Here is a 25,538-nt window from a genome sequence, read left to right on the forward strand (position 1 = left end):
GTTGCAGGAGGAAATAATGGGATCAAAGATCAAACTTCTATTTTCTATTTTCATTGGCTTGACACTGGCAGGATGCGCGACCGGAACGAAATCCTTTCTGCTCGGAGCAGGAAGTGGGGCCGCTGCCGGAGCGGGCATCGGAGCCCTCGTCGACCCAGGACCGAAGGGTCAAGGACGAATCAAGAATGCTTACATTGGAGCAGCCGCTGGGGCTGTTCTCGGTGGAGCCGCTGGATACTTGCTCCACGAAAGTGCGGAAGCCAAGCAATCCGCCGCTTTCGAAAAAGGAAAGAGCGAGGGGCTTTCCAGAGCTGCCAAGGCAAGCTCTGATGGGCAACCACCGAATCTGATTCCACCCAAAGTGGAGGTCAGATTCGTGGATGACCAGATCAAAGGAAACATTTTTATTCCGGCGCATTTCGAATACGTCATTCTTGAACCGGCACGCTGGAGTAATTGAGGATGTCTAAATCTTCAGCCAGAAAGCGTGCCGTGTTTCCCGCTTTGCGCAAAATTGACCGGGAAATTATACGGATAATCGCTACAAATCGCTTCGCCCATCACAAGGATCTGGAGCGGAGCTTGAAAGACTTACCGCCAGGGTACAATCTTTTTCGTCGAACCAGGCACCTAAGAACCGTTGGGTTGATTGAATCTCTGATCGGCGATGGGGGCACGCGATTAGGGTTTCGACTGACTCGAAAAGGGATCGAATTCGCTAAGACTGTTCTCTTCATTAATGACAATGTCTTGCAATCGAGGCCTACGTTTAAAACGCAATTCGATCATGACCGAATCGTCAACGAAGTCAGAGAAATTCTCTCCGCCTCGCTAATTATTAGCAATTTTGTTTCTGAGGTTGAACTTCGGTCTGCAATTGGAAAGGACTGGAGGAATACTAAAAACAAATCGGAACGCGATTGGAAAGTACCTGACGCCTTATTCAGCCTGCGTACTGCAAAGGGAGTTATGACGACGGCTCTGGAAGTCGAGCTTACGCAGAAAGCTAAGACTCGATACTCCAAGATCATTCAAGCGTTACTAACTTCCAGAAAGTTCCACCTGGTTTTTGTGCTCTGTAAGAACGAAAAACTTTTGACGATAATTCGAAACGAAGTCCATGCGGCCAGAGTATCAAATGCCCTTGTTCGAGCCTCAAATCGAAGCAACGGAATCTATTTTTGCACATTGGATAAACTCCGCAACTTGAGGCTTGATGCTCCGTGGGAGGGTGAGGATAATCGATTTTCCATCAGCGAAATCTCGTCGAATTTAACCAAGGAGCCAGAGCAAATGGGCAAACCACAAGTGTCAGTAAGGTGACACTTTGGCGCGGAGTTCTTCCAAGCGCTAAATTTGGATAAACTATTGAAGTCACAAAGCGTTCCGCTCCCGCCCGTGTCTTGACTGTCCCCCTGATCGTTCCTGACCACTCCCCCTCTACGATGGAAAGTGGTCAGGAACTGGTGTCCAACCAAAACACGGGCGGGAGCGGAGATTTATTTACAAGTTAACTTTTTATTAAATGTGTAAGTGAAAGGATTTGAAGTAACGGAGAAAGATTCAGCGACAGATTCACAGGCAGATTTTTTTAATTCGAATCGGCAGTTATCGTTGAGGCAGACAGTTCGAACTTTCTGCTTATACATTCCGTTGCTATCGGTCTGGCCCTTCGTAAAGCCATCAGCATAAACGTCGGCAGTTGGGGTGGACTCCCTGATTTCAAATAGGACGTCTGCGATGTGATCGCATTCCGAAAGATTCGTCAAAGTATTCACTACCGGATCATTAAGTTTGATTTTATCAATCTTTGCAATTCCAGATTTTATCCACGCGCCCTTGTTCCAATTATATACTTCTATCTCATTCATACGAGCTGTCGCTCTAAGGTTGAGTCGGCCCTTTTGGGGCCTGCGGGCTATATCTACATTTGATCCATGGGAGGTCGCTGAGGAAAGTTCGGCCTTCGATCCAACCCAAACGGGTTGATCTGCAAATGCCACTGAACTCAGAAAGACAAAAATTACGGAACTAATTTTTAGCAGCATGACCGCCCCTCCCTCTAAGCCGGAAATGCAATACAAGAAAGGCCGTTAGAAATCCTGCCGTTCCCCATAGATATCTAAGCGCCCACTTCAAACCTGCTTGGATTTCATCACTTGAGTAGTTAGGTGTATCTGCCTTACTTTCTTTCACCATTGAAACTATAAGCCCAGCAACCTCGTTGATGTTGAGACAATTTATGATGAACGCGAAAACCAAAACAGCGTGATACCAGCAAAACTTACTTGTCTGTTCGACTTCTTTGGCAGTTATCCATCCAAAGGCGCCAAGACCGAGCAAGGAAAGAGTGGTATTGAATTTAATAAATTCAATTAGGATTTCCTCTGTTTTCATTTTTCTATTCCTCCACCAAATCCCTGACCCGGCAGTTCAAGGCCTTAGCCCAATCTTCAAGAGTCGATAGCTTTGGGTCGTATCCCTCACGGAAATAACGAAACACGGCGGAATAATCCTTGCCGATCCGTTTCGCAAACTGCCGCTTTGATAGGCCCTTCTTTTTCAGGACCTCTGCCAGTATCAATTTCGCCATGCTGCAATTCTATGTATTGAGTGCCATTAAAGCCATCCTGACGTTTTTTATATGGACTGTAACTTTTTACAGGGGTATATTCAAGGTACTCCGAAGAAGAACCGGAGATAGGTATGAATGAGAATGAAATTGCCAAGGTAACAATCTCTTATGAGGCGGACAACGCGCTGAATCGGATGCTTGGTGAGGTTAATAAGGACTTCACGGGGGGCCGGATTACGAAACACCAACTATTATCGTGGTTCGTGACCTCACAAGACGGCGCGCCCTTTCAGCGAGCCATTGAAAAGGTACAGCGGGAATACTTCGACTACGTTGCGCACATGGAGAATTTAATTAAACGAATCAAAAAGGCTCGTAAACAAGGGATTCCGGACGAAGAGGCCGAGCGCCTACTTCGCAATCTGAACGAGCCGCCAAAGCAGCGTAACCAAGCGAGCAAGGAATCAAATGAATAACGAAATCAAAATTGTCATGGGAGGAATTCAATGGGACGATCCGAAAAGATCGATCTCCATGCAATTCCAGTTCAATTCATTGCAGGCCACGACTCAAAAGAGCAATTCGATCCTATTATACAAATCTATCTCCGCGCCCTTAATGAACTCGGATATGGCCGAAATCGACGAAAGAACCGGCAGCGAGTTTGGACAAAAGCTGCAACAGAAAATGACGAGGTGAAAAAAGATGCAAGTTAGAAAAGTAGGAATTTATCTTCGCGTGTCTACCGAAAGACAGGCACGCGAAGCCGAGGGCAGTTTAAAACCCCAAAAGCAGCGTTTGGAACTCGAAGTTCAGCGAAGAAACGAACATTCTCCGCAAAAGTGGGGAGAAATTGCCAAGGTCTATGTTGAGGAGGGTCGCTCGGGCAAAGACACCAATCGCCCTGAATTTCAAAAGATGGTGGCGGATCTTCGTTCCGGGATTATCGATACGATCATGGTCACCGAACTCTCACGACTGAGCCGCTCGGTTACGGACTTCCTGCGGTTCATGGAACAAGTCAATTCGCTCAAGGCCGACTTTATTTGTCCGCAATATGACTTCGACACCACAAGCCCCGCTGGCCGGGTTTTCATCATCATATTGATGGCATTGGCCCAATTTGAACGAGAGCTGACAAGTGAAAGAACACGCAATAACTTCCACGCACGCGCTCTACGTGGCCTTTGGAACGGCGGACAGCAGATTTTGGGTTACGATATCGATCCGAGCAACAAAGCCCGCCTTGTCGTGAATGAAAGCGAAGCCGCCATTGTTAGCCGAGTCTTCAACACATTCCTGAAAGGCAGTAGCGTTCAGACCACCGCTCGCGAACTCAATGCCACGGGATTAAAGAATAAAACATTCAGAAATCGACTCGGAGAAGTAAAAGGCGGCAAACCATTCGACAAAAAGAGCGTCCAACGGATTTTAACGAATCTCACCTACATCGGAAAAAAAGAGGTTCAAAAGGAAAACAAAAACAAAGACCAATTGAAACTCAAGGAAACCGAACGCTACCAAGTGGTCGATGCCACCTGGCCAGCGATCATTTCGGAAGAAAAGTTTCAAGCAGCGCAGGCGAAGATCAAGGATAACCGCGAGTCGTTGCGTGTCGACCAGTGGAAGGCCTATCCCTTTCTCTTCACGAACCGTATTCATTGCCTTGAATGCGAACGAGAGTTTCGCACAAGTTCGGGAACTGGCCGAACAACCAAGTACACCTACTACCGACACACCGAGGGTTGCCCGGCGGGACTATCGCGTGTCTCAGCCGAAAAGCTGGAGCAGCTAGTGCTCGATCGACTTAAGAACTTAGATGCGAGTGAATGGTTACTGAAGGAATTGATGGCAGCGCAGGCGGGATTCTCCGAGGACAAGGAGAATGCGCAAAGAAGTGAAATCAAGGCGGTAGAAAATGAAATTCAGACGATTTCGGAAAAAGTGGCGACGTTGATTGATCGGATCACGTCACTCCCGAAGGATCAGGACGCGACCGTATTTTTTGAAAAAGTACGCGAAATGGAGACGCAGAAAACGCGGCTTTCAGATCACTTGATTCGGCTCAAGGCCGATCAGCAATCGGCACGAAGCTCAAAAGCGAACGAAGACGAACTTAGGGAGGCCATTCGCTTCGTGAATGGAAACCTTGGCAACCTTCCATCTCCGCTCAAGCGGGAGCTGGTGAGAGCGCTGATTCAAAGGGTGGAATTCGGCAAAAATCGGATCAAAATTTATCTCAACCCGCGAGGGTTAAACGCTGGAAACGATGGGGTTTTGGAGTCACGGAAGACTGCCCCCCGAGGGGGTGTCACGCCGGTTGCTAATTTTTGGTCTATCGGGAAAGTTGGCGGGGTGGACGGGACTCGAACCCGCGGCCTCCTGCGTGACAGGCAGGCGTTATAACCAACTTAACTACCACCCCGCTCTAAAAGAACGATACCTTGTATCGTCAAGTTCTCACTGTTGTCAGCAAATTATTGGGATTACACCAACAAAGTAAGGAAACGAGGCGACTATAGCGACTTGAATGCCCGCTTTCAATCAAAAATCGGCCATGAAAGTGATTATTCATCTTTTGGATGGAATTGCATGGAATTAGATGGATTTAAGTTGAATCGGGCGGGATGAATGGGCGGCCAATGGGGTGACCAAATAAGGGGTAAGGGGACCGAAAAGGTGACTGAAAGAGGTATGAAGCCCTGCCAAAAGAATGATCGATGATGCTTCTCGGGTAGACAGCCGGCCAGATTCTCTTTAGACTAGCTCACTCAGTGCAACAAACACCCTAAGGGAGGAATCGTCTTCAATGAAAAAAGTAGTTTTTCTGTTGATATCTGCATCTTTGTTCGCGTGCTCATCACCTGAGAAGAGCGCCACGTCAAACTCAGACACCAAGAAGGCTGAGACCACGTCAAATCAGCCGCCTCCTGCCGCTCCAGAAAAGGCAGCTGGAAAGGCTCAGAAATCCGCCACCTCCGCGACCTCTGCTTCAGATGCGGAGAAGAAGGTCGTATGCAAAGCTGGAAATGACACCAGAGAGCTGAGCCTAGTCAAATCGCAGTCTGGAGGCTGTGAAACTCATTACAATAAATTCGGAAAAAGCGATGTTGTGGCAACAGCCAAAGTCGGCACGAGCCATTGCGAAGGTATTTTAACTCGCATCAAAGACAAACTCGTCGAGTCTCAATTTACCTGTGAGTAAATTTTGACTAAATAAAATTCGGCTGATTGGTTTTTAGTTAGATCAATCAGCTTTATTATTAGCTTCACATTCACATTCACATTTTGAATGCTCAGAACTCAGAAATCTCTTAAATCTCTTAGCATTCAAGATTCCGGTGAGAAAATAATTTCGCACCTGCCCCCGTGTAGTCAGACACTCTGTGACCCTGTCCGCGAAGAACATATTTATAAATGGTCAATCCCTCAAGGCCGACCGGGCCTCGTGCGTGGGTTTTGTTTGTGCTGATACCGACCTCCGCGCCAAATCCATAGCGAAATCCATCTGAGAAGCGAGTCGAACAATTAACAAAAACGTTTGCAGAATCCACTTCGCGAATGAATTGGTCCGTTGCTGCCAAATCTTGGCTCAGGATGACATCCGTGTGATGGGATCCGTAGCTATTGATATGAGAAATCGCCTGTTCAACACCAACCACAGATTTCACAGCCAATCTCAAATCTCCGTATTCGACGCTCCAAGAAGAAGGCGCTTCAATGAGCTCAATTCCCATTTTATTTTTTCTGAGCAAAGAAATAACTTCGCCATAGTGCTGCTGATGAACCAAAAGAGTCTCAAGTGCGTTGCAGGCCGAGGGGTTTTGAGCTTTTGAATCAAGGATCAATGCAATGGCATGAGAAACGTCGAAATCCCGATCCATATAAAGATGGCAGATTCCGTCGGCGTGCCCAAGAACTGGAATTTTAGTTTGTGCCTTCACCGATTTTACCAAGTCGTTTGAACCCCGAGGAATCACCAGATCGATGTAAGCGTCCTGGGAAAGCATTTTTGTCACCTCGTCTCGAGAGCCAATAAAGCTCAACCAGTGTTGCGGCAGAAATTTACACCGTTCATTCAGCAGCTTCACCAATTCTTCTATCTCTCGCAGAGTATGAAAGGCTTCTTTGCCACCCTTGAGAACTCCCGCATTTCCGCTCTTTAGTAACAAGGATCCAATTTGAACGGCCACATCGGGACGACTTTCAAAAATAATCCCGATCACTCCGATGGGAGTTGTCACTTTTTCCAGTATGAGTCCTTGATCAAGTTCTCTGTGCAGAGTTCTTTCTCCAATGGGATCTTTCAATCCCTGAAGGTCTGAGAGTCCCCGAACAAGTTCGGATATCTTCTCGGTTGAAAGCGTGAGCCGCTGAAAAAGACTAGAAGATATTTTCCCCCTTTGCTCCTCCAGATCTTTGGCATTCGCTTGAATGAGCCAGGTTCTCTTTTTTTCAAGGATGTCAGACAAAGCCGAAAGCGTCTGATTTTTGTGCTGGCTCGTTAAATAGGCCATCCTGAAACTCGCTTGTTTGACGCTCTTTAGGATTTCTTCCACACAGTGCCCTTTCCTACGACAAATGTTCCAGACAAAGGCGCGCGACGATCGGCAAAAGTTCTAAAAAAGCTATCAAGTTGTCTTTCTTTGAAACCGGAAACAACCCAACAGGGCGTCCCCCCCTCGGCCGCCAGACGGGCTGAGGCTATCTTGCTTTTCACCCCTCCCCTGCCAAGTTTCGAATTGTTCCAAATATGAACCTGATCCAACACGCTGAGATCCTCCACATAAGAAAGAGGCCTATCACTGGAGTTTTTAGGCTTATCAAGATAGATCCCCTCGCTGTCCGTCAATATGACCAACAAACTGGCTTTGATTTCCAAAGCCAAGAGCGCGGACAATCGATCGTTATCGCCAAAAGAGAGATCTGACTCACCCAAAATTTCCAATTCCTCCGTTGATGTCACATCATTTTCATTGATCACCGGAACAACCGGAAATCTCTCCATTTCCCGAAGAGATGCCATCAGATTTTTGCGACGCTCAGCATTTTTAAGATCTTGGGAATTAATCAAAATTTGACCTGCCATGAGCCCAAAACGAGAGAGAATAACATTATAGTTTTGAATAAGAACAGATTGACCAATCGCTGCACAAGCCTGTTTTTCGGCCAGAGATAAGTCGCCTTTAAGATTGAGCCGCATCCTCCCTAGACCGACCGCTCCCGACGAAACGATCATCGCCTGCTGATGGGGCTTACTGACAAATGGCAAGATTTCATCCAGAAGACGCGAAAGCCTGGTAGCTGCGAAAGTTCCATCTTCTCCAGTCAAGACTCCAGTTCCAATTTTGATAACAATGCGATCGATTCGTTCCATTCCGTCAAAGCCTCAATATTTTTATATTCATCGTTGTTGATTCCCGACACCCGCCCAATCGCCCTTCTCCCCTTTGATTCGAAAGAAAGGCCTCTAGACTATGAGGAAAATCCTAGCTCATTTAACAGAGCAGTGATACCGTGACGAGGTTAAAATGCCAATGAAATGTTATGTTACTTTATTTGGAGCTTATTTTTTAGGTTCCAACCTCACATTGATTGAAGTGATGTGGTGATTTGGACCGACAACCGGGATCCGAGGAGAATTGAAAAACATGGAAAACATGAGAAACATGAGAAATAACAGAAATATGAAAGACATGAGAAATATGAAAAACCCAATAATTGGTCTCTTCCCTGCCTGTGTTTTTTTTCTCATCGCCTGTGCTCAGCCAGCAATTCGGCAGATTCCGTCAGCGCCGACGGCTACGGCCCAAATTCCTGTGCGCGATTTCTTTCGTAATCCCACAAGTTCAAGGTTTGCTCTGTCCCCCTCAGGAGATCACCTCGCTTTTCTGCAGCCCTACAAAAATCGAATGAATATCTCTGTCATGAAAAGTTCTCAGGTAGGCCAAAATCTCTCTCAAGCCAGTCGAGTGACCAATGTCCTGGATCGCGATATCAGCAATTTTTTCTGGAAAGGAGACAAGACACTTGTTTTCTCGAGAGACGAGGGCGGAGACGAAAATTTCCATCTTTTCTCAGTGGATATCAAAGGCAAAAATCTAAAAAAACTGACTCCTTTTCCGGGAGTTCGGATGGAGATCATCGATGATCTCGAAGACATCGACGAGAACCATGTCTTGATCGGGCTGAACAAGAGAAAAAAGGAGATCTTTGATGTCTATCGCCTCAACATCAAGTCAGGAAAACTAGATCTGGTAGCAGAAAACCCGGGAAATTTCACGAGCTGGATCACAGACCACGATGGCAAAATAAGGGGTGCTATTGCGACGAATGGAGTCAATACCGATCTCTACTATCGAAAAAGCGAAAAAGGAAGTTTCAAAAAAACCTTTTCAACTGATTTCAAAACTTCCGTTTCTCCTCATTTTTTTACTTTTGATAACAAGTTTGTTTACGCGTCTTCTAATCTTGGTCGCGACAAATCCGCTATCGTTAAGTTTGATCTCGCAGAGGGGAAGGAACTTGAAAAAATATTTGATCATAATGAAGTCGACGTTGAAGGTCTCTCCTATTCAAAGAAAAGAAAAGTGCTTGTTGCCGCCTTGTTTACTACTTGGAAAAAGGAGCGTCATTTCTTCGACTCAAAAATGGAATCCATTTTTTCAAAAGTGACGAATTCTCTCCCTGGTTACGAGATCTCATTTTCAAGCTTGAATAGAGATGAAACTAAAATTGTGGTTCGATCCTATAGCGACAGAAGTCTGGGCTCCTTTTACCTATTTGATGTCGCCAGTGAAACTCTATCTAAAATTAGCGAAGTCGGCCCTTGGATCAACGAATCAGAGATGGCCGAGATGAAACCTATCTCCTATGTGAGTCGAGATGGTTTAAAGATTAACGGGTATCTCACCCTCCCCAGAAACTATATCAGTGGCAAGATACCTATCATCATTCACCCCCACGGAGGCCCCTGGGCCCGCGATGATTGGGGCTATAACCCAACCATCCAGTGGCTCGCCAACCGGGGATACAGGGTCTTGCAGATGAATTTTAGAGGGTCAACTGGGTATGGTCGAAAGTTTTGGGAAGCCTCGTTCAAGCAATGGGGAAAGACCATGCAAAACGATATTTCAGATGGCGTGCAGTGGCTGATTAAGAAGGAAGTAGCCGATCCAAAAAGAATTTGTATTTATGGAGGAAGTTACGGCGGCTACGCGGTTTTAGCTGGCCTCGCTTTTACTCCTGAGCTTTACGCCTGCGGAGTTGACTACGTCGGAGTTTCAAATCTTTTTACTTTTATGAAAACGATTCCTCCTTACTGGAAACCCTTTCTGGATATGATGTACGAAATGGTTGGCAATCCAGATTTGGACAAAGAATTGATGCATTCTGCTTCACCCGTGTTTCACGTTGATCGCATCAAAGCCCCTCTTTTCGTTGTTCAGGGGGCCAAGGACCCGCGAGTGAACATTGAAGAATCAAACCAAATCGTCAATGCTCTCAAAGCGAAGGGAATTGACGTTCCCTATTTAGTCAAACAGGATGAGGGTCATGGGTTTCACAATGAAGAGAACAGATTTGAATTTTATGAAGCCATGGAGAAATTTCTCGAGCAACACCTGAAGCCCTAAGTCTGTTGCATTGAAAAAATGCGGCTCGATAATCTTGATTGAAACCTCTGGTTTGAAACCACTGGCTTGCGGCTTGCCACCGAGCCGCTGACTATTGCCTTGCCTCCATCAACTTTCCCCATAAAGTTACATCGAGGTTGCTTTCAGAATATTGGGTCTCATCTCCTACTGGTGGCGTTCCATGTCGTGCGATGACAAGATCGAGACTGGGGACAAAGTAGATCTTTTTGTCGCCAAGACCAAGAGCTGCGATGAGATCAGTCGGAGCTGACTTAATCAGAGAGCCATTGAAAGACCCATTATTGTTTGCGGCCCTGCACTTCGCCGTAGGCTTCAGCTGTCCTAGGCTATCAAAACAGGAGCCTGACATCCAACTTGACTGACCATTAAGCCAAAACAAAAATCCGTAGGATCTGTTCATCCTTTCCAAAGAAGTCCCTGAAAAAATTGGCAAAGACAGAAATGGAGATGTCGCATCTCTCACAAACTCAGGGTTAACGATGGAGTCCTCCCCCCATTTCCCATTGCCCAACATCAAGAGACCGAATCGTGCCATATCCCGACCACTCGAGATGATGTTTTCGGTCAAGACCTCACTGTCATTCATGCCAATGCGGTCAAAAATTTTCTCTTTGAAATATTGATCCCTGCTCTGCCCAACTCTGTCGATCACAGCAAACAACCGATGATAGGCCGTGGTATTATAAAACCAGGAGTTCTCAGGGGCCTGGTATTTATCATTTATCAAAATTCCCTTTATCTTTCCTTCAGGAGTCTCAAATTCATCTCCCCAGCTGGGGAGCCGTCAAGTCCACTTGTCATTGTCAATAAATGTTTGATGTGAATCTTATCCTCGTCGATCGCGGGCAAGTTTGTCCAACTTCCCAAAATTGTGAAACTGGGTCTTCCATGTTAAGCCGTCCCTCTTGCTCAGCAATTCCAATCGCAATACTGACCATCGATTTTGATGCAGAATGAATCCGATCAGCTGAGTTACAATCCCAGTTGGCAACTTTCAGAAGTCCTTGCGTAAGTCCACTGTTGTATTCAGTAAGATTGATTTTTCCGCTGTACCACTCCCGAACAATTCTCCCTCGATGGAGAATGACAAAAGCCGTGGTGTGTTGACTGGGATCCTTAACAAAGTTCATGACCTCATTTAATTTTTCTTCATTGAATCCGGCAGACAATGGAGATGTATGTTCCCAAGTGGATGAATCGCAAGTTTCCTTCTCTAAATCGTTCACCGGCGGATAGTAGAAGTTGTTGCCGTTTGGGGGAGGAAGATTGGGCGGCGGCGGTTCTGAATCCTCGTTTTTGACCTCTTGATTCGGACCAGAAAGTGGCCGATAGCCCGATGAACAAGATTGAATTGACAATCCAAGAGGAATTGCGAATATAATTGCGGCTCTCATTAATAGCTTTATAGAACGCATAAAACCCTCCCGTGCATATGAAACACGGGATTTTAGTGTCAGTTGCGCGACTTGCAGAATAATATTAATTTATAAAGATTTCAATTACTTAAGTCCTTATCTTATCGAAAAACAGGAACTCCATGAAAAGCAAAAGATCGATTACCTCAAAAGACCGGACAGGAGGAGCAAAGGGGAGTCAGGGCAAATCGACCGTTCGAATGATTGATTTGCACGGACGCACCCAAGACGAAATCTTTGACCTAGTTGATCGATTTTTGTTGAACGAGGTCCAAAAGAATTCCCAGCAAGTCAAGATAATGACTGGAAAGGGCAAGGGTATCGTCCAGAAACAAGTGATCGACTACTTGAAAAAAGCTGGATACCATTGGAACTATGAAAGACTGGATAACGGCAAGGCGAATGAAGGCGTTCTGATCGTTTATCTTGACTAATTCAACTTCAAAAAGAAAAAGGAGAATGGGGTGGACTATCTGCTGTGGTTTGATATGGAAATGACGGGACTCGACGTTGAAAAAGAAGTTCCAATCGAAGTCGCCGCAGCTGTTACCAATAAGAAACTGGAAATAGTCGATTCCTATCATTCCATCATAAATCAGCCACAGAAATATCTGGAATCTATGGACGACTGGAATCGAAAACACCACGGAAATTCAGGGCTTCTCCAACTTATTCCATCTGGTAAATCAACTTCTGTGGTCGAAGCCGATCTTTTGCAACTTCTTGATAAATACTGGGCAGAAGAAAAAGTGATTCTCGCTGGAAACTCCATTTCTCAAGACCGCTTATTTATTAACAAGTATTTCCAAAGGTTTTCCGAGCGATTGCATTATCGAATGCTCGATGTGACAGCCTTCAAAATTGTTTTTAATAATTTTTACAGTCGCGTTTTTCAAAAGAAAAACGCCCACAGAGCATCAGAAGACATTCAGGAGAGTCTTGACGAACTCTCCTTCTATCTCTCTTTTATTGAAAATTCATAGATTTTCTATAAAAGGTTTCATGATCAATTTCAATCGAAGAACAAAAGTTCTAGTGTGTAAAGAGCCCACCGACATGCGGGCAAGTTACGACACACTTTTTTCCAAGGCAAAGGGGGTCTTGAACAAGGCCCCCCTTTCGGGCCATTTATTTGTGTTCATTAATTCGCGAAAAACCTCGATTAAGTGCTTGTATTGGAATGGCACAAGAATGGTGTTTTTGTGCAAGCGCATGAATCAGGGAACATTCAGTCGCCTTAATCCCATGTTTAGGGGCGAGATTATTTTAACGGCGAAGGGGTTTGATTTGTTTTTTGAAGGCGCAAGTTTTGAGAAAGGATTTATCGATTCTCCGAGGAAAAAACATTCCCAGCGCGGCAAGAGTTGCAATCTGTTTTGGTTTGACTGTGGAACAAATTAATTTTAAACATATTCCTAGCTCGACAAAATTTGATCATCTCTCTCGATGAGATCTCACTGAAAATGTGTGTCAGAGAGACGATGTACGCTACAACCTGGCCAAACTCTCGCACTTTTTCTTTGCGTGTATGGGTCTTCTGTTCAAGTGGCTAAACCGTCGCAGCCAAAGACGCTCATTCACCTGGGAGTTATTCAATTGACGCCTCATGTTCAACCAGATCCCGAAACCCTCGCTAGGAATCATTGTGATTGATTTTGAAAGTCGACTCGGTACAGTAAGGAAACCTAACCCGAAGAGCCAGATGCGTAGATTGCGCACGTCCGGTTCTGTGAGGAGAAGGGGTAGGCAACTACCTCTGTTTACTTGATGAGTAGTGCACCACTAAACAAAACCGCACCCGTCTTCTTTTCCAGCCGATCTGCTCAGAGCAATTTTGCGGCTCCAGATGCCGTACTGATTCAAGCTCCCGGCTGGGGCGTTGAGACTCCACCACTTTCGCTGGCATCGCTATCATCTTTTGGCCGTGCCAATGGCTATAGAATTTTAGCCTTAGACTTAAATATTGAGCACCACACTCTGCGCACTGAAAAGTACGCACACATTTGGGACATTGATCAGTCACAATGGTTCTGGAACAACATCAGTTGCGTGAATGAGTATTTTCAAAATCATCGGGCGCTTTTTGAAAAGCACGTCGAGGCAATTCTAGCCACTGACGCCCCTTTGATTTGCTTCAGCGTTTATGCCTCTTGTCTCGAATCGAGTTTTATTTATGCTCGATTGTTAAAGGCCCGTCGGCCCGAATTAAAAATTGTGTTTGGCGGCCCACACGCAAGTTTGAATATGGCAGGTGACTACATATTATGTCAGACTTACGTCGACGCCATTGCGCTGGGCGAGGGTGAGTTCATCTTTTGCGATCTGCTCAAGCGCAATGTCGATCGAGCATCGTTTGCCGACATACCCGGTATAATCTGGAAGGATGAAACCGGTAATATCATTAACAATGGCAAAGCTGAACCCATTCGTGAATTATCAAAATTGCCCTTTGCTGACTTTTCTGACTTTAAACTCGACCTATATAAGGAGCCGAACCGCTTGCCTCTGATGTCGAGCCGCGGCTGCCCAAACCAATGCATCTATTGCAGCGAAAAGGTTTTTTGGGATACCTACCGCGGCTATGGCGCCAAACGCATCGTTGATGAAATCGAATATCAGAGAAATTTAAATCCTGCCTTTTATCATGTAGATTTTCAAGACAGCCTGGTTAACGGCAGCATCAAGCGTCTTGAGCAATTCGCTGATGAGTTGATTGCCCGTAAAATACAAGTAACCTGGGCCGGGCAGGCCGTGATTCGCAAAGAGATGACTTTGGAGCTTTTTAAAAAATTGAAACAATCGGGCTGCGTATGTTTGGCTTACGGACTTGAGACTTCAACGACCAGCCTGATGATGAGTATTGGTAAAATCTTATCAAAAGGCACCGAAATTGACCGTCTTGTTTCAGAGGCACGCGAGGCCGGTTTGGACTGCTCCTACAACTTCATGTTTGGCATGCCCGGCGAAACCGATGACGACGCGCGCGCCAGTTTAGACTTTTTACGCCGACATAGAGACAATGTCGGTGTAGTTAACCCAAGTGCCGCATTTTGTGGTTTTACGCCAGGCACTCCCGGATACGATGAACCTGAAAATTTTGGCATCATACCGAGCCCCACTCGAGACCAATACTGGCAGACTCTCGACGGCACCAACAATCTTCTCGTGCGCCTCAGGAGGTTTGAAGATTTTTGCAAATTGTCAGTAGAGCTTGGGGTACGCACCACTTATCCCCATGCAAAGCTTCTTGACCGTGACCGTCTCATCGGCAACTACTACCACCACATGAAACAATATGACTTAGCCAGACCGTACTTTGAGGCTTGGATCGGGAAAAATCCCGATGATGAAGAGATCAAATACAAACTTCAGGACTGTCTATTAAAAATGCCTGACACTGAGATCTCTATCCATCCTCCTCATGCCATTCTTGCACCACAAGTCGGGCATGAGCACCGGGTTAACCAACGAGAGCCTCCTCCTGATTAATGTGGATATAATCTGTGAGGCGATCGACATGATGTAAAGCACAATCTCTCCGGCCAATGCACTGACAAAATGAAAATACTCCTGCCAACTCGCGAGCCGCGCACGCAAGGGCAAGTATTTGCGCACCATGAAACAAGTTATTAGGCCTACAGTTTTAAGGGCCAACCGCCGGCCAATCGCCCCATCACGAGGCAACTACCCCTTTCGGTACGATTTCCTATGAGTCAATTCGCACTTCATTGGTATTTAGGTATATAATTTGCTTCAAATGATTTATGGAAATTATTATTCGCCTATTAGGTTGTTTAAAAGCTAAAGAATTTTGTCACTATTTGACAAATTTCGTATTTATTATCCAGGCAATGACAATTATTGTCTCTCATTTTGCATATGCTGAAATCGATCCTCCTGTTTCAACTTGTCAAGGTATCCTTTCGAATCATGGTAAGCGAATCTTTTCTGATTTAGGTATCGATCAAAAAAGTTCTTTAGTAGAGAAACTGCGAAAGCTTAAATCTGAATATTTGGTTAAACAAAAGAATGAATTCAACAATAAAATGAACCATTTTAATTGGATGTTTCATCGTCTTATTTTTAAAGAAGAGTCCATAACTATAAACGGTATAACTTATTTAATCATTCAGCCACTGGGAGCGGGGACTGAAGGAAATGTTTTTTGGGTTGAACACGAAGGATCACAATTTGTTTTGAAAATATATAATCCAGGCAAGGAACTTTCAAAAGGACTTACTCAACAAATTAAAGAGTTCAATGACAAAAAAGTCCCCTCTCCCAGAGTGGAGATTGTTGAATATCAAAAAGAGGGTGATCTAATATTGCTCTCTGAGCCTATTGTTATTCCAGTTCAATTCCTCTTGGATTCAGAAAAACTGAATAGCGAAGAAAAGGAATTGGTTAATCAAGGCTACCTAGACTTTATCAAGAGACAGGGAATAGATGGATCAGTTCGTAAGATTAATGTTGGTCTTGATATTGATAGTCTTAACTTTTTAGTTTTTGACTTCGGCTAGATATTCGGTGGCGTCCATCCGACCTTCTGGAAAAAGATCCGAACTTCAGATGACAATCAGGAAAAAAAGGAACATCAATCGGGTAAGTTCGTCTCCTGCAAGAAGTAAGATGTAAATACGTTGTTAATTCGCAGAATTTAGACCCTCCTAAGCAAAATCTTAGATCGCCAGATTATGAATTCTTGACCTTAAAAGTGGGTTTTTTCCATCTTTTACCTCGCTTTACTCTTAGCTGACCACGAGGCCCATTTCTCCAATTAATCTAGGGGGCCTAAGAAGGCCCAATCGATTTTGCGCCAAGACTAATATCGGTAGTGCCCTGGCTTAAATGGACCCTTTGGACTTAATCCAAGGTAGGTTGCCTGCTTCTCCGATAGTGTCGTCAATTTCACGCCGAGCTTATCTAGATGCAATGCGGCAACCTTCTCATCGAGCTCTTTTGGCAACCGATAGACACCAATCTCGGAATAGGCCGAACGATTGTTCCAAAGTTCCATTTGTGCAAGGACCTGATTTGTAAACGAATTGGACATGACAAAAGAAGGGTGACCTGTCCCGCAACCAAGATTCACCAAACGACCCTTGGCAAGAATAATTACTTTGCACCCGTTTTTCAAAGTGTGAAGATCAACCTGGGGCTTGATTTCAACGAAAGATGAGTTCTTTTTCAGCCAAGCCATGTCAATCTCAATATCAAAATGACCAATATTACAAACAATTGCCCCAGTTTTCATTTTTTCAAAATGAGAGGCTGTCACAATGTCGCAACAGCCGGTGGCAGTCACAATAATATCCGCCTGGGGAATGGCCTCATCCATGGTGGTGACCTGAAACCCCTCCATTGCCGCCTGAAGAGCACAAATGGGATCAATTTCAGTGACAAGGACTCTCGCGCCAAACCCGCGCATGCTCTGAGCACAGCCCTTTCCAACGTCTCCATATCCGGCCACAACTACAACTTTTCCAGCGACCATCGTGTCTGTCGCTCGCTTAATCCCGTCAGCCAACGACTCACGACACCCATAGAGATTATCAAACTTTGATTTTGTCACTGAATCATTGATGTTTATGGCAGGAACTCGAAGACGACCTTCTTTGAGCATTTTCTCAAGATTATGAACTCCTGTTGTAGTTTCTTCGGAAATTCCGACAATCTTCTTTAGCTCATCGGCAAAGCGAGGCTCGTGCATCATGTTAGTCAAATCGCCACCATCATCAAGAATCAGATCATATCCATCAGCTCCCCAACCAAGAATCGTCTGTTCAATACACCAGTTAAACTCAGTCTCTGTTTCTCCTTTCCAAGCAAAAACTGGCACTCCTGTCGCCGCAACTGCAACAGCAGCATGATCTTGCGTTGAGTAGATATTGCAAGAACTCCAACGAACCTTAGCCCCGAGGCTAGTCAACGTCTCTATCAGCACAGCAGTCTGAATGGTCATGTGAAGACACCCAGTGATCTTAACTCCATTCAGAGGCTTTTTCGCGCCAAATTCGGCTCTCAGGGCCATGAGACCCGGCATTTCTGTTTCTGCAATTTTAATTTCCTCACGACCCCAGCGGGCCAATTCCGCAAACTTTTTGGGATCATTCATCGCCTCAGAGCACACGCGATAGTCAGGATCTTGAGTCTGTGATTTCTTTGGAGTATTGATCGTCATATTTGTCACCTCAGGCACTTTCTTCTCCTTAGTTTTCGATGGTCTCGCAGCAAATTAGAATAGATACGCATAACGGGCCCGCAGTTTACTGGTTCCCCTCAAAAAATCAAGAGATCGCGAAGGTACCATTTGAGCTTTTACTCGCTTTACTCGCTTTTCTCGCAGGCCTCAGTCTCGAAGGGTGAGGATCTCATAGCCTTTGTCAGTTATCAAAATCGTATGTTCAAATTGAGCTGAGAGAGTTCCATCACCAGTGTCATAGTATTTGATTGAAGAGTTAGGTATTGAGTACTCAATAATTGGCGCTGCTGTCTCATTGATCATGGGTTCGACGGTCAGACAGGTAAAAGGAATCAACTTGTCGCCCCTGCCACGCTTTCCGTAAGAAGGAACGAAAGGATCCATATGAAACTTCTTTCCGATGCCATGTCCACCAATTTCCCTCACCGGATAGTAACCCTTTTTCGTCGAGAACCTCTGAATAGCAAATCCTATATCTCCCGTCGTTCCATACGGCCGCACCTCCTCTATGCCCTTGAACATTGCCTCCTCGGCCGCTTCCGTAATCCGAATCGCTCTCTCTGAGACCTGACCCACATAAAAAGTGGCAGAGGTATCTCCAAAAAAGCCATTTTTAAGAGTCGTTACGTCGATATTGACAATGTCCCCCTCTTTCAAAGGAATATCATCAGGAACACCATGGCACACACATCTGTTGACGGATGTGCATATGGACTTAGGGTATCCATGGTAATTCAATGGTGCAGGCTCAGCTCCGTGGCTTAGGGTGAAATCGTAAACTATTTTGTCCAGCTCATTGGTTGTGATCCCCGGACGAACATAGGTTCTCACGTTTGAAAGCGTTCGTGCCGCAAGCTGACAGACATCTTCCATCAATCGTATTTCATTGGCCGCTATAGGAGTCATAATGCCTCATTCATAAGTCTCTTAATAGCAGAGCCACCCTCGAGCGGGCAACCTGGATTCGAAAAGAAACCGCGGCATTCAACATTATAATGAACAAAAACCAAACCACAAATCCACAAATCCAAAATCAAAAAAAAAGCCCGTACCTAATCAAGTACGAGCCCCTATCAACTCTTACTGAGAATCGCCAGTTAGCTCAAATGCTTGCTGACAATTTTTGTCATTTCAAACATCGAAACCGTGTTTTTGCCAAAAACAGTTTTCAGTTTGGCATCGGCATTGATGTTGCGTCTATTTTTTGCATCTTGGAGACCATGCTTTTTAATATAAGCCCAAAGTCTCTTCACTACCTGAGTGCGAGGGATCGGACCAGCACCGATGACTGCAGCCAGAGCAGCACTAGGCTGCAGAGGTTTCATAAATGCTGGATTTGGCTTACGCTTTGTTTTAGCTTTAGCTACCTTTTTGGTGGCTTTGGCTGTTTTTGCTGTCGCCTTCTTCGTTACTTTCTTCGTGGCCTTTTTAGTTGCCTTCTTTTTTGTTGCCTTCTTTTTCTTAGCCATTTCTTTTTCCTCCCCGTTGTACTAACGGATATTCCTATTGGGCTAAATCGAACACTCTGATGATACTTATTTGAAAACAGATGTCCAAAGAAAATTGTGATTATTTTCATTTTTCCGAGAGAAAATGACATTTTTCTGAGGGAAAAACCGAAATTTACCTCTTCAACAACTATCTCCGCTGTGAAATATGTCAATTTTCTGAGTGAAACTGGCTCTTCATTCGCAATGCATTCCCCTTCAGAGGTCGTGTTTTGGCTCTATTCGAGCCCAGTATTCCCTTCTAAAATTGAATTTTGTGGGATTACTTCCGAAGAGTTCTCATGAGTGAACATTTCTCCTTCAGAGACATTCTAAAGAAGAAAATGGAAGATTCAGATCCAATCATACCATCAAAACCGCTCTATTCCCGCTGTTCAGAGGATTCGACGAAGCACTTTCAGATAGCCTTTTCCGAAGGAGCTAGACCCGATATCTGCACAAATTTCCTTCGCTCCTCGGTGCAAGGACACAAGATCTATAGCCGACAGAAGCAAAATAAGTCCAACAACAAGGGAGCCTCCGATGGGACGACAAGCCTCAATTGGTTCCTAAAGCAAGATGCTCCAACGGATTCCACACAAAAGAAAAATGAACGTCAATCTCCTCTGACCAGAAGTCCAGATTCAGAAGCAGAATTCTCAGTTGAAATATCCAAACTTCCCTTAGAGTTGTGGGTGGACCTCGAAGTCTTTCGCCGTTTGGGAAGCGCTCCTTCTTCTCCATTGACCAAAAAGAAGCTTAAAAAACACTATCGCCTATTAGCAATGAGGTTTCACCCCGATCGCGAGGGTGGCTGCCCGGAGACATTTAAATCCCTGCAGCAAGCTTATGATTCTCTAAATAAAGTGCTGACAGCCAAATAATTTTGGCTTTAATGAGTCAACAGCTTATAATGGATACGCTTTGGTACCAGGATATCAGTTCCAAGTCGCCGTTTTAAGTCTTGCTCATATTCTGAGTAAGGACCCGGATACCAATAAACCTGAGATTCTCCCTCAAAGGCCAAAGTGTGAGTGCAGACCCTGTCCAAAAACCATCGATCGTGACTAATTATGATCGCACTGCCTCCGAACTCGTTCAATGCATCTTCCAGCGCTCTCATGGTGTTGACATCCAAATCGTTCGTCGGTTCATCCAATAGAAGTAAATTGCCACCTTCTTTAAGCATTTTAGCCAAATAAAGGCGATTTTTTTCTCCTCCAGAAAGCATCCCCACTTTTTTCTGCTGATCTCCTCCCGAAAAGTTAAACCAAGAGACATAGGCACGAGAGGGAACTTCTCTCCCCCCCAACACGACAACATCCTTTCCGTCTGAGATTTCATCGTGAACGGTCCTATCCAACTGAAGTTGATCGCGGTTTTGATCAATGTGCGCGATCTTCACTGTATCACCCACTTTAAATGTACCGGCGTCTGGAGTTTCTTTTCCCGTGATCATTCGAAACAGAGTTGATTTTCCAGCCCCGTTCGGACCGACCACTCCCACAATGGCGCCCCGCGGAATAGAGAGGTCCATGTTGTCAATCAGAAGCTTGTCTCCATACCCCTTCCTAACCCCTTTCGCCTCAATCACAATTTCTCCTAGACGAGGGCCGGCAGGAATATAGATTTGCAAATCCTTTAGTTTCTCCTGAGTTGGTTCCTTGAGCATGGCCTCATAGTTTGATACACGCGCTTTTGCCTTTGCGTGGCGACCCTTGGCCCCCATCCTCACCCACTCCAATTCCTTTTCGAGAGACTTCATGCGCCGATCATCTGACTTTTGCTCCTGAGCCAACCTTCGATCCTTCTGCTCAAGCCATGAAGAATAGTTTCCCTTCCAAGGAATCCCTTCTCCACGATCCAACTCAAGTATCCAGCCCGCCACATTGTCTAAGAAATAGCGATCGTGCGTAACGGCAATAACAGTCCCAGGGAATTTATGCAAAAATCCCTCAAGCCACGCCACCGATTCCGCATCCAGATGATTTGTCGGTTCATCCAAGAGCAGTATGTCTGGATTTGACAACAGGAGACGAGCAAGTGCGATTCGTCGCTTTTCTCCTCCTGACAAATGAGTGACGGCAACGTCTCCCGGCGGACACCGAAGAGCTTCCATTGCCTGCTCAACCTTTTGGTCTATCTCCCATCCATCAAGAGCTTCAATTTTCTCTTGAATCGAACCCTGCTTTTCAATGAGTTTCTCCATTTTATTGGGGTCTAAATCTGGATCACAGAGGTCCTCACTTATTTTTTGGAAGTCGCTCAACAGCTTTGTGATCTCGCCAAGGCCATCCATCACGTTCTCTCGAACGGTCTTGGATTCATTCAAATGAGGCTCCTGCTCGAGATAGCCCACTTTAAAATCCCTGGCAGGGAAAGCTTCCCCGAGAAAATCATGATCAACGCCGGCCATAATTCTGAGAAGAGAGGATTTTCCAGCCCCATTTAAGCCGAGCACCCCAATTTTCGCCCCATAAAAGTAGGAAAGGTAGATATTCTTCAGCACATACTTGCTTGGCGGATACACCTTGCCCACGCCCTTCATGGTATAAATAATCTCTTCTGCCATAAAGGCCTCCTTAGTTTGATTTTCTCACCGACCAAAACTATTGCTTATCTCACCTTGATTTGTCTTGTCAAAAGCACCCGATGTTTTTAAAACTTAGCTATGGGGAAATATCTCGATAGAAAAACAAAGCGGCTCTTTGAGGCCTGTGAGCGCGGACTCGAACGCCTTGAGAAGTGGAAACTGACTGAAGACATCCCCATCGAAAAGCACCAAGATCCTTTCAGTCGAAAACAAGTCCTCTTCGCCCAATTGAAACACAAGCTTGAAGAGTTATCGCTCTAAACTGTCTCAACCATATCAACTATCCAAACTATCATGGCTCGTCTACGATTGGTAGGCATCCCAAAAAATCTTGAGAGCCAGCGCCAGCAACACACTCATCAAGATGATTCGACGAGGACGTTCGGGGATCCGCTGTTGAATTCGACGGGCGGCCAAACCTGAAATCCAGGCTCCGGCAAATAATTGAAGGGCCTTGTCTCCGTGCACCATCCCCCACACCAAGAAGTCCTCCCCGCGAGGCCAATCAATAAACGCCATCGATCCAAAAAATGTGGTAAAAATCATCACTGCATTCGTCGTTGGACTCACCCTTCTGTGGTCAACTAACTTTGATCCCAATAACATCGGTGACACAATAATACCAGACCCGAGACCACTGATTCCCGACGCAACACCACCCATAAGTCCGATAATCAAAAGATAAATTTTACGATTTCCCTTCCGTATAGCTGCTGCCACAGCATCCTTTCGTCCCTGCCACACAAACAAAATAAGAATTGTTCCCAGAATAAATTTCAGCCAAGAAGGGGGCAGCCATCGAGTCAAATAGGCAGCCAGAAAAGATCCAAGGGCCGTCAAGGGTCCAACTCGAAGAGCAACACCCCAGTCCACACTTTTCTGCCGATGAAAGCTAATCGTATTATTCAAGGAGACCAAAAAAATAGTGAATAGCGAAGTTCCTATGACTTCCCGGGCATTCAAGACGGTAATCATCGGCAAGAACGGTACAATGAGAACTCCCCCTCCGATCCCAAATAAGGATGAGAAAATCCCCACAAAAAAACCTAAAATGAGAATAGAGAATGATTCCATGAACTAGGCTCGAGTCAATTCGAGGCCTACTCCAAAATGATCGGAACCCACCATTTTGCCCCCAGGATCAAGTCCCTTAAAAAGATCGGCCTTTAACTTGTAAGAATGAGAAGTACGGAAATAAAGAAAGTCAATGCGTCGCGCACATCTTTCACTGTGCCGAACCCTTTCAATGAGAGCCCGTTCAAGGCCACCAGGGATGCCCTTCACTTCAAATTCAAAATTGGCCCGGAAGGAACCATTCAGCAAATGATTCTCTCGATTCTTTTCCCGATCCCATGTCAGCCCAAGATCGCCAGAACCTCCGAGCGCCCAAGCATCGTTGAAGCCCAAGTCCAAAATTTTTTTTGCCACTAAGCTTTGAGGACCGCTGTTAAAATCTCCTCCTAGAACGACCAAATCATAACGATTTCGAATGGGCTTAAGGAAATCAAAGACCCGGCAAATTTCTTTCAAACGACGCCTATCTCCTTTCCCCAAATCCATCTTGATAGAGCGTCCCACGGACTCGCTGACAGATCCCTCCGACACATACCGATCAATTAGCTCCGTCCATTCAGACTCATACTCGACGCCATGATGAAGATGAAGGTTCACTAATAATACCCTTCCCCAGCTCGGGTGTTGAATTTCTCCAAAGAGGGCGTATCTGGATTCTTCAAATTGCAAGGAAAAAGGTCCACGACTCGATGGCCACCTGCCGCTGAGTTTCAGCCCACCCAAGGATTTCAACCTCCAATCCGGCTTGGCCATAATGGACAAGCCGGATTGGAGATTAAAAGGAGGACCAATCCCAAATATTTTCACTCCACTCAAGTCGAGCTGTTCAATGTGCGACAACTGCAATTCAGACGAAAAATAATAAGCTGCTGGGAAGACTGGATTGAATTCCTGAAAAAACAAAATATCCGGTTTCCAAACTCGCAAACTGCGAACCTGCGCCTGTCCTCTCAGCAATCTGCGCCCTCGAGGTTCCAGCTCACCAAAGAACAGACGCCCGCGGCCATCAAGACCATGCCAAAGATTGTAAGTCAAAAAGCGCATTTTTTACAATCCACAGCCGACAGCCTTTAGCTTACGGCTCACAGAGAAAGTTTTTAGTGGCGCCCGTGAACCAACGATCTATCTAAATCTTGAAAAGTCACCTGGATGGAATTACTTCCAACCTCAGTCACAATTCCCAATCCAAACTTAGGATGATCAATTGCTGAGTTCAAAGTGAACGAAACCGTCATTTTGTAGGGCAAAATATTTCCAGAACCAAATTTACCCTTGAGCTCCGTGAACTTATCCATTTGTTTGGCAGGTGCGGCCTTCGCAATCCGAGCCGATTTTGTCTTTGCCTTTTCAGCTGGAGTTTTCTTTGGTTTTTCCAGTTTAAAAGTTTTTTTGCTCTTACACACTTCACATTCGACTTTAGCCGAACTCTTAGTCAGATGAGCCACAACCACATGGTAGCGTCCACATTCACATTTCTTGCAATCAAGAAATACTCGCTTTGCCACTTCGGGCAGACTCTTTATTTCTTCTTCCATTCTGGTTGTCTCTCTTCCTCAGCTAGGGGTAAATACGCCTCGGGCCAACATGGCCTTTAGCGTGGTTGATACACATGTAAAGAATCATCTAGGGACTTCTGCCGAATTTCACTTGCACTCAAATAAAATGGGCCCTCACCCTTTTCAATTTTCATTTGCAAATGTTTTAAACTCGAGTCCTGCTTAGAGTCTACCATAAAGGAGGCTCGACTGAAACGAGCTTCGAAGTTCCTGGCCACATTTGCCAAACCAAAGAATTCTCGCCAGTACTCAGTGTCCACTCGAAGACGATAAGTGAGGCTGTGAGCATAAGAGTGAAGTGGGGTGTAAGAAGTTAATATCTCAAATGGGCCGTAGTGACTGTGAAGACGCATGGATGGGCTTTGCCACTGCGTCATCCCACAACATATTTCGATATTCGCGTGCCATAGTCCAAATGCCTTGCTCAAAAAACCGAGCCCATACAAACGGTGCTCTGACGGAACAAGCGCATTGATTGAAGTTAAGTTGTGGGCAACCCACTCCCCCATCCCCATTGTGGGAATGATGATAAAAAGTGATATTGGCGTCCATGGTATATCTTCATTGACCTTGAGTATTTCCTTCACACTTGGGGCCAAAGTCGACGTCCGATGCGCATATCCGGCCACAAATCCAGGCATGACCGCACAGTCATAAAAAACCCAGCGGGGCATCGGCATCCCGCTTGGTCCAAATGCCAGCGTTTCCATCTTCATGATCTGATTCCCGAAATCACGAGAATCCATACACAAAGGGTTGAGATAAATCGGAGAATGAGTGAACCAATTGAGCGAATAAGCAGAACCCGGATTCTTAATCCTGTTCTCTTCTCGAACAAAGACGTAGGGTCTGATGTCCTCCCGATGAAGCCAGGCCAATCTAGGGTTTTTGTCCAATTCGGAAGCCATCGAACTCATTCTCCCCCTCCATGAGGCCTGAGACGTCGCCACATCAATTAAACCGGCACCACCTGCTCAAACT

At 45.5% G+C, this 25,538-nt stretch carries 29 protein-coding genes, 1 tRNA gene and 1 pseudogene; 14 read left to right on the top strand and 17 right to left on the bottom strand.

Features of this window, described 5'->3' with window-relative positions; all coding sequences use genetic code 11:
* Nucleotides 1–16: 16 nt before the first annotated feature.
* Both IPJ71_04470 and IPJ71_04475 read left to right on the top strand, forming a co-directional pair.
* On the top strand, nt 17–460 hold the full coding sequence (locus IPJ71_04470; GenBank protein ID MBK7842938.1) for a hypothetical protein: 444 nt from the start codon (nt 17–19) through the stop codon (nt 458–460).
* A 2-nt stretch (nt 461–462) separates the two neighbouring features.
* A complete protein-coding gene (locus IPJ71_04475) occupies nt 463–1,323 on the top strand; it encodes a hypothetical protein (GenBank protein MBK7842939.1) in 861 nt (286 codons plus the stop codon).
* A gap of 176 nt (nt 1,324–1,499) precedes the next feature.
* On the opposite strand, the gene IPJ71_04480 is transcribed toward IPJ71_04475, so the two are convergent.
* The 3 genes from IPJ71_04480 to IPJ71_04490 are packed head-to-tail and all read right to left on the bottom strand — an operon-like array spanning nt 1,500 to nt 2,593.
* Nucleotides 1,500–2,048, bottom strand: coding sequence for a hypothetical protein (locus tag IPJ71_04480; protein MBK7842940.1), 549 nt, complete (start codon nt 2,046–2,048; stop codon nt 1,500–1,502).
* Nucleotides 2,032–2,397, bottom strand: a complete 366-nt coding sequence (locus IPJ71_04485) for a hypothetical protein (GenBank protein MBK7842941.1) — start codon at nt 2,395–2,397, stop codon at nt 2,032–2,034. The genes IPJ71_04480 and IPJ71_04485 overlap by 17 nt, the downstream gene beginning before the upstream one ends.
* Before the next feature lie 4 nt (nt 2,398–2,401).
* Nucleotides 2,402–2,593 carry a helix-turn-helix transcriptional regulator gene (locus IPJ71_04490; protein MBK7842942.1) on the bottom strand — a complete coding sequence of 64 codons (192 nt, stop codon included), beginning with the start codon at nt 2,591–2,593 and terminating at the stop codon, nt 2,402–2,404.
* A gap of 113 nt (nt 2,594–2,706) precedes the next feature.
* Here IPJ71_04490 and IPJ71_04495 point away from each other — a divergent pair, with 113 nt between their 5' ends.
* From IPJ71_04495 to IPJ71_04505, 3 genes and pseudogenes are all read left to right on the top strand, one after another.
* Nucleotides 2,707–3,051, top strand: a complete 345-nt coding sequence (locus IPJ71_04495) for a hypothetical protein (GenBank protein MBK7842943.1) — start codon at nt 2,707–2,709, stop codon at nt 3,049–3,051.
* Nucleotides 3,052–3,081: 30 nt separating this feature from the next.
* Nucleotides 3,082–3,291 (top strand): hypothetical protein, encoded by a 210-nt coding sequence (locus IPJ71_04500; GenBank protein ID MBK7842944.1) that lies wholly within the window; start codon nt 3,082–3,084, stop codon nt 3,289–3,291.
* Nucleotides 3,281–3,760: pseudogene (locus IPJ71_04505) on the top strand (recombinase family protein). Before IPJ71_04500 ends, IPJ71_04505 begins: the two are co-directional and overlap by 11 nt.
* Before the next feature lie 246 nt (nt 3,761–4,006).
* On the opposite strand, the gene IPJ71_04510 reads toward IPJ71_04505, so the two are convergent.
* Together IPJ71_04510 and IPJ71_04515 are read right to left on the bottom strand one after the other, a co-directional pair.
* Nucleotides 4,007–4,237: a hypothetical protein gene (locus IPJ71_04510; protein MBK7842945.1), complete on the bottom strand. Its 231-nt coding sequence runs from the start codon at nt 4,235–4,237 to the stop codon at nt 4,007–4,009.
* A 686-nt stretch (nt 4,238–4,923) separates the two neighbouring features.
* A tRNA-Asp gene (locus tag IPJ71_04515) sits at nt 4,924–5,000 on the bottom strand.
* A 384-nt stretch (nt 5,001–5,384) separates the two neighbouring features.
* On the opposite strand from IPJ71_04515, the gene IPJ71_04520 reads away from it, so the two are divergent.
* Entirely contained in the window at nt 5,385–5,780 is a 396-nt protein-coding gene (locus IPJ71_04520) for a hypothetical protein (GenBank protein MBK7842946.1), read from the top strand.
* Nucleotides 5,781–5,898: 118 nt separating this feature from the next.
* Here IPJ71_04520 and IPJ71_04525 read toward each other — a convergent pair whose 3' ends face one another.
* The gene (locus IPJ71_04525) at nt 5,899–7,134 is read right to left on the bottom strand and encodes a glutamate-5-semialdehyde dehydrogenase (protein ID MBK7842947.1); all 1,236 of its coding nucleotides are present in this window, start codon (nt 7,132–7,134) and stop codon (nt 5,899–5,901) included.
* A complete protein-coding gene (gene proB, locus IPJ71_04530) occupies nt 7,119–7,952 on the bottom strand; it encodes a glutamate 5-kinase (protein MBK7842948.1) in 834 nt (277 codons plus the stop codon). The genes IPJ71_04525 and proB overlap by 16 nt, the downstream gene beginning before the upstream one ends.
* Before the next feature lie 328 nt (nt 7,953–8,280).
* Here proB and IPJ71_04535 point away from each other — a divergent pair, with 328 nt between their 5' ends.
* Nucleotides 8,281–10,209 (top strand): S9 family peptidase, encoded by a 1,929-nt coding sequence (locus IPJ71_04535; GenBank protein ID MBK7842949.1) that lies wholly within the window; start codon nt 8,281–8,283, stop codon nt 10,207–10,209.
* A 91-nt stretch (nt 10,210–10,300) separates the two neighbouring features.
* Here the strand turns inward: IPJ71_04535 and IPJ71_04540 are convergent, their stop codons facing one another.
* Together IPJ71_04540 and IPJ71_04545 are read right to left on the bottom strand one after the other, a co-directional pair.
* Nucleotides 10,301–10,957 carry a hypothetical protein gene (locus tag IPJ71_04540; GenBank protein MBK7842950.1) on the bottom strand — a complete coding sequence of 219 codons (657 nt, stop codon included), beginning with the start codon at nt 10,955–10,957 and terminating at the stop codon, nt 10,301–10,303.
* 76 nt (nt 10,958–11,033) lie between these two features.
* Entirely contained in the window at nt 11,034–11,645 is a 612-nt protein-coding gene (locus IPJ71_04545; protein ID MBK7842951.1) for a serine hydrolase, read from the bottom strand.
* Between the two features lie 122 nt (nt 11,646–11,767).
* Between IPJ71_04545 and IPJ71_04550 the strand changes: the two genes are divergently transcribed.
* From IPJ71_04550 to IPJ71_04570, 5 genes are all read left to right on the top strand, one after another.
* Nucleotides 11,768–12,079: a Smr/MutS family protein gene (locus IPJ71_04550; GenBank protein ID MBK7842952.1), complete on the top strand. Its 312-nt coding sequence runs from the start codon at nt 11,768–11,770 to the stop codon at nt 12,077–12,079.
* Nucleotides 12,080–12,109: 30 nt separating this feature from the next.
* On the top strand, nt 12,110–12,628 hold the full coding sequence (gene orn / locus IPJ71_04555; protein ID MBK7842953.1) for an oligoribonuclease: 519 nt from the start codon (nt 12,110–12,112) through the stop codon (nt 12,626–12,628).
* 19 nt (nt 12,629–12,647) lie between these two features.
* Nucleotides 12,648–13,046 carry an IS66 family insertion sequence element accessory protein TnpB gene (gene tnpB, locus IPJ71_04560; protein MBK7842954.1) on the top strand — a complete coding sequence of 133 codons (399 nt, stop codon included), beginning with the start codon at nt 12,648–12,650 and terminating at the stop codon, nt 13,044–13,046.
* Nucleotides 13,047–13,412: 366 nt separating this feature from the next.
* Complete coding sequence (locus IPJ71_04565) at nt 13,413–15,134, top strand: B12-binding domain-containing radical SAM protein (protein ID MBK7842955.1); 1,722 nt, start codon at nt 13,413–13,415, stop codon at nt 15,132–15,134.
* Between the two features lie 275 nt (nt 15,135–15,409).
* On the top strand, nt 15,410–16,165 hold the full coding sequence (locus tag IPJ71_04570; protein ID MBK7842956.1) for a hypothetical protein: 756 nt from the start codon (nt 15,410–15,412) through the stop codon (nt 16,163–16,165).
* 302 nt (nt 16,166–16,467) lie between these two features.
* Here the strand turns inward: IPJ71_04570 and IPJ71_04575 are convergent, their stop codons facing one another.
* The 3 genes from IPJ71_04575 to IPJ71_04585 form a co-directional block, all read right to left on the bottom strand.
* On the bottom strand, nt 16,468–17,826 hold the full coding sequence (locus IPJ71_04575) for an adenosylhomocysteinase (GenBank protein MBK7842957.1): 1,359 nt from the start codon (nt 17,824–17,826) through the stop codon (nt 16,468–16,470).
* A gap of 168 nt (nt 17,827–17,994) precedes the next feature.
* Entirely contained in the window at nt 17,995–18,753 is a 759-nt protein-coding gene (gene map / locus IPJ71_04580; protein MBK7842958.1) for a type I methionyl aminopeptidase, read from the bottom strand.
* A gap of 191 nt (nt 18,754–18,944) precedes the next feature.
* Complete coding sequence (locus IPJ71_04585; protein MBK7842959.1) at nt 18,945–19,316, bottom strand: hypothetical protein; 372 nt, start codon at nt 19,314–19,316, stop codon at nt 18,945–18,947.
* A gap of 320 nt (nt 19,317–19,636) precedes the next feature.
* Here IPJ71_04585 and IPJ71_04590 point away from each other — a divergent pair, with 320 nt between their 5' ends.
* The gene (locus IPJ71_04590) at nt 19,637–20,218 is read left to right on the top strand and encodes a DnaJ domain-containing protein (GenBank protein MBK7842960.1); all 582 of its coding nucleotides are present in this window, start codon (nt 19,637–19,639) and stop codon (nt 20,216–20,218) included.
* Nucleotides 20,219–20,226: 8 nt separating this feature from the next.
* Here the strand turns inward: IPJ71_04590 and ettA are convergent, their stop codons facing one another.
* Complete coding sequence (gene ettA / locus IPJ71_04595; GenBank protein MBK7842961.1) at nt 20,227–21,906, bottom strand: energy-dependent translational throttle protein EttA; 1,680 nt, start codon at nt 21,904–21,906, stop codon at nt 20,227–20,229.
* A 99-nt stretch (nt 21,907–22,005) separates the two neighbouring features.
* On the opposite strand from ettA, the gene IPJ71_04600 reads away from it, so the two are divergent.
* Nucleotides 22,006–22,188: a hypothetical protein gene (locus IPJ71_04600; protein MBK7842962.1), complete on the top strand. Its 183-nt coding sequence runs from the start codon at nt 22,006–22,008 to the stop codon at nt 22,186–22,188.
* Between the two features lie 42 nt (nt 22,189–22,230).
* Here IPJ71_04600 and IPJ71_04605 read toward each other — a convergent pair whose 3' ends face one another.
* Genes IPJ71_04605 through IPJ71_04620 form a run of 4 tightly spaced genes read right to left on the bottom strand, consistent with a single transcriptional unit; the run spans nt 22,231 to nt 25,474 of the window.
* Nucleotides 22,231–23,001 carry a sulfite exporter TauE/SafE family protein gene (locus IPJ71_04605; protein MBK7842963.1) on the bottom strand — a complete coding sequence of 257 codons (771 nt, stop codon included), beginning with the start codon at nt 22,999–23,001 and terminating at the stop codon, nt 22,231–22,233.
* Between the two features lie 3 nt (nt 23,002–23,004).
* Nucleotides 23,005–24,045 (bottom strand): hypothetical protein, encoded by a 1,041-nt coding sequence (locus tag IPJ71_04610; protein ID MBK7842964.1) that lies wholly within the window; start codon nt 24,043–24,045, stop codon nt 23,005–23,007.
* 53 nt (nt 24,046–24,098) lie between these two features.
* Nucleotides 24,099–24,536 (bottom strand): hypothetical protein, encoded by a 438-nt coding sequence (locus IPJ71_04615; protein MBK7842965.1) that lies wholly within the window; start codon nt 24,534–24,536, stop codon nt 24,099–24,101.
* A gap of 56 nt (nt 24,537–24,592) precedes the next feature.
* Nucleotides 24,593–25,474: a hypothetical protein gene (locus IPJ71_04620; protein MBK7842966.1), complete on the bottom strand. Its 882-nt coding sequence runs from the start codon at nt 25,472–25,474 to the stop codon at nt 24,593–24,595.
* Between the last annotated feature and the right edge of the window lie 64 nt (nt 25,475–25,538).

It is taken from the genome of Bdellovibrionales bacterium (genome assembly GCA_016714165.1).
Classification (GTDB): domain Bacteria; phylum Bdellovibrionota; class Bdellovibrionia; order Bdellovibrionales; family UBA1609; genus JADJVA01.

Excerpts from the sequence above, each read along its gene's own strand:
- IPJ71_04500 (MBK7842944.1), top strand. The coding sequence starts at position 3,082 with ATGGGACGATCCGAAAAGATCGATCTCCATGCAATTCCAGTTCAATTC.
- IPJ71_04585 (MBK7842959.1), bottom strand. The coding sequence starts at position 19,316 with ATGGCTAAGAAAAAGAAGGCAACAAAAAAGAAGGCAACTAAAAAGGCC.
- IPJ71_04600 (MBK7842962.1), top strand. The coding sequence starts at position 22,006 with ATGGGGAAATATCTCGATAGAAAAACAAAGCGGCTCTTTGAGGCCTGT.
- ettA (MBK7842961.1), bottom strand. The coding sequence starts at position 21,906 with ATGGCAGAAGAGATTATTTATACCATGAAGGGCGTGGGCAAGGTGTAT.
- IPJ71_04490 (MBK7842942.1), bottom strand. The coding sequence starts at position 2,593 with ATGGCGAAATTGATACTGGCAGAGGTCCTGAAAAAGAAGGGCCTATCA.
- IPJ71_04475 (MBK7842939.1), top strand. The coding sequence starts at position 463 with ATGTCTAAATCTTCAGCCAGAAAGCGTGCCGTGTTTCCCGCTTTGCGC.
- IPJ71_04485 (MBK7842941.1), bottom strand. The coding sequence starts at position 2,397 with ATGAAAACAGAGGAAATCCTAATTGAATTTATTAAATTCAATACCACT.
- IPJ71_04470 (MBK7842938.1), top strand. The coding sequence starts at position 17 with ATGGGATCAAAGATCAAACTTCTATTTTCTATTTTCATTGGCTTGACA.
- IPJ71_04615 (MBK7842965.1), bottom strand. The coding sequence starts at position 24,536 with ATGGAAGAAGAAATAAAGAGTCTGCCCGAAGTGGCAAAGCGAGTATTT.
- IPJ71_04480 (MBK7842940.1), bottom strand. The coding sequence starts at position 2,048 with ATGCTGCTAAAAATTAGTTCCGTAATTTTTGTCTTTCTGAGTTCAGTG.
- IPJ71_04620 (MBK7842966.1), bottom strand. The coding sequence starts at position 25,474 with ATGAGTTCGATGGCTTCCGAATTGGACAAAAACCCTAGATTGGCCTGG.
- IPJ71_04565 (MBK7842955.1), top strand. The coding sequence starts at position 13,413 with ATGAGTAGTGCACCACTAAACAAAACCGCACCCGTCTTCTTTTCCAGC.
- IPJ71_04545 (MBK7842951.1), bottom strand. The coding sequence starts at position 11,645 with ATGCGTTCTATAAAGCTATTAATGAGAGCCGCAATTATATTCGCAATT.
- IPJ71_04510 (MBK7842945.1), bottom strand. The coding sequence starts at position 4,237 with ATGAATACGGTTCGTGAAGAGAAAGGGATAGGCCTTCCACTGGTCGAC.
- IPJ71_04605 (MBK7842963.1), bottom strand. The coding sequence starts at position 23,001 with ATGGAATCATTCTCTATTCTCATTTTAGGTTTTTTTGTGGGGATTTTC.
- IPJ71_04495 (MBK7842943.1), top strand. The coding sequence starts at position 2,707 with ATGAATGAGAATGAAATTGCCAAGGTAACAATCTCTTATGAGGCGGAC.
- IPJ71_04570 (MBK7842956.1), top strand. The coding sequence starts at position 15,410 with ATGGAAATTATTATTCGCCTATTAGGTTGTTTAAAAGCTAAAGAATTT.
- IPJ71_04610 (MBK7842964.1), bottom strand. The coding sequence starts at position 24,045 with ATGCGCTTTTTGACTTACAATCTTTGGCATGGTCTTGATGGCCGCGGG.
- IPJ71_04590 (MBK7842960.1), top strand. The coding sequence starts at position 19,637 with ATGAGTGAACATTTCTCCTTCAGAGACATTCTAAAGAAGAAAATGGAA.
- IPJ71_04575 (MBK7842957.1), bottom strand. The coding sequence starts at position 17,826 with ATGACGATCAATACTCCAAAGAAATCACAGACTCAAGATCCTGACTAT.
- IPJ71_04520 (MBK7842946.1), top strand. The coding sequence starts at position 5,385 with ATGAAAAAAGTAGTTTTTCTGTTGATATCTGCATCTTTGTTCGCGTGC.
- IPJ71_04535 (MBK7842949.1), top strand. The coding sequence starts at position 8,281 with ATGAAAAACCCAATAATTGGTCTCTTCCCTGCCTGTGTTTTTTTTCTC.
- tnpB (MBK7842954.1), top strand. The coding sequence starts at position 12,648 with ATGATCAATTTCAATCGAAGAACAAAAGTTCTAGTGTGTAAAGAGCCC.
- map (MBK7842958.1), bottom strand. The coding sequence starts at position 18,753 with ATGACTCCTATAGCGGCCAATGAAATACGATTGATGGAAGATGTCTGT.
- proB (MBK7842948.1), bottom strand. The coding sequence starts at position 7,952 with ATGGAACGAATCGATCGCATTGTTATCAAAATTGGAACTGGAGTCTTG.
- IPJ71_04550 (MBK7842952.1), top strand. The coding sequence starts at position 11,768 with ATGAAAAGCAAAAGATCGATTACCTCAAAAGACCGGACAGGAGGAGCA.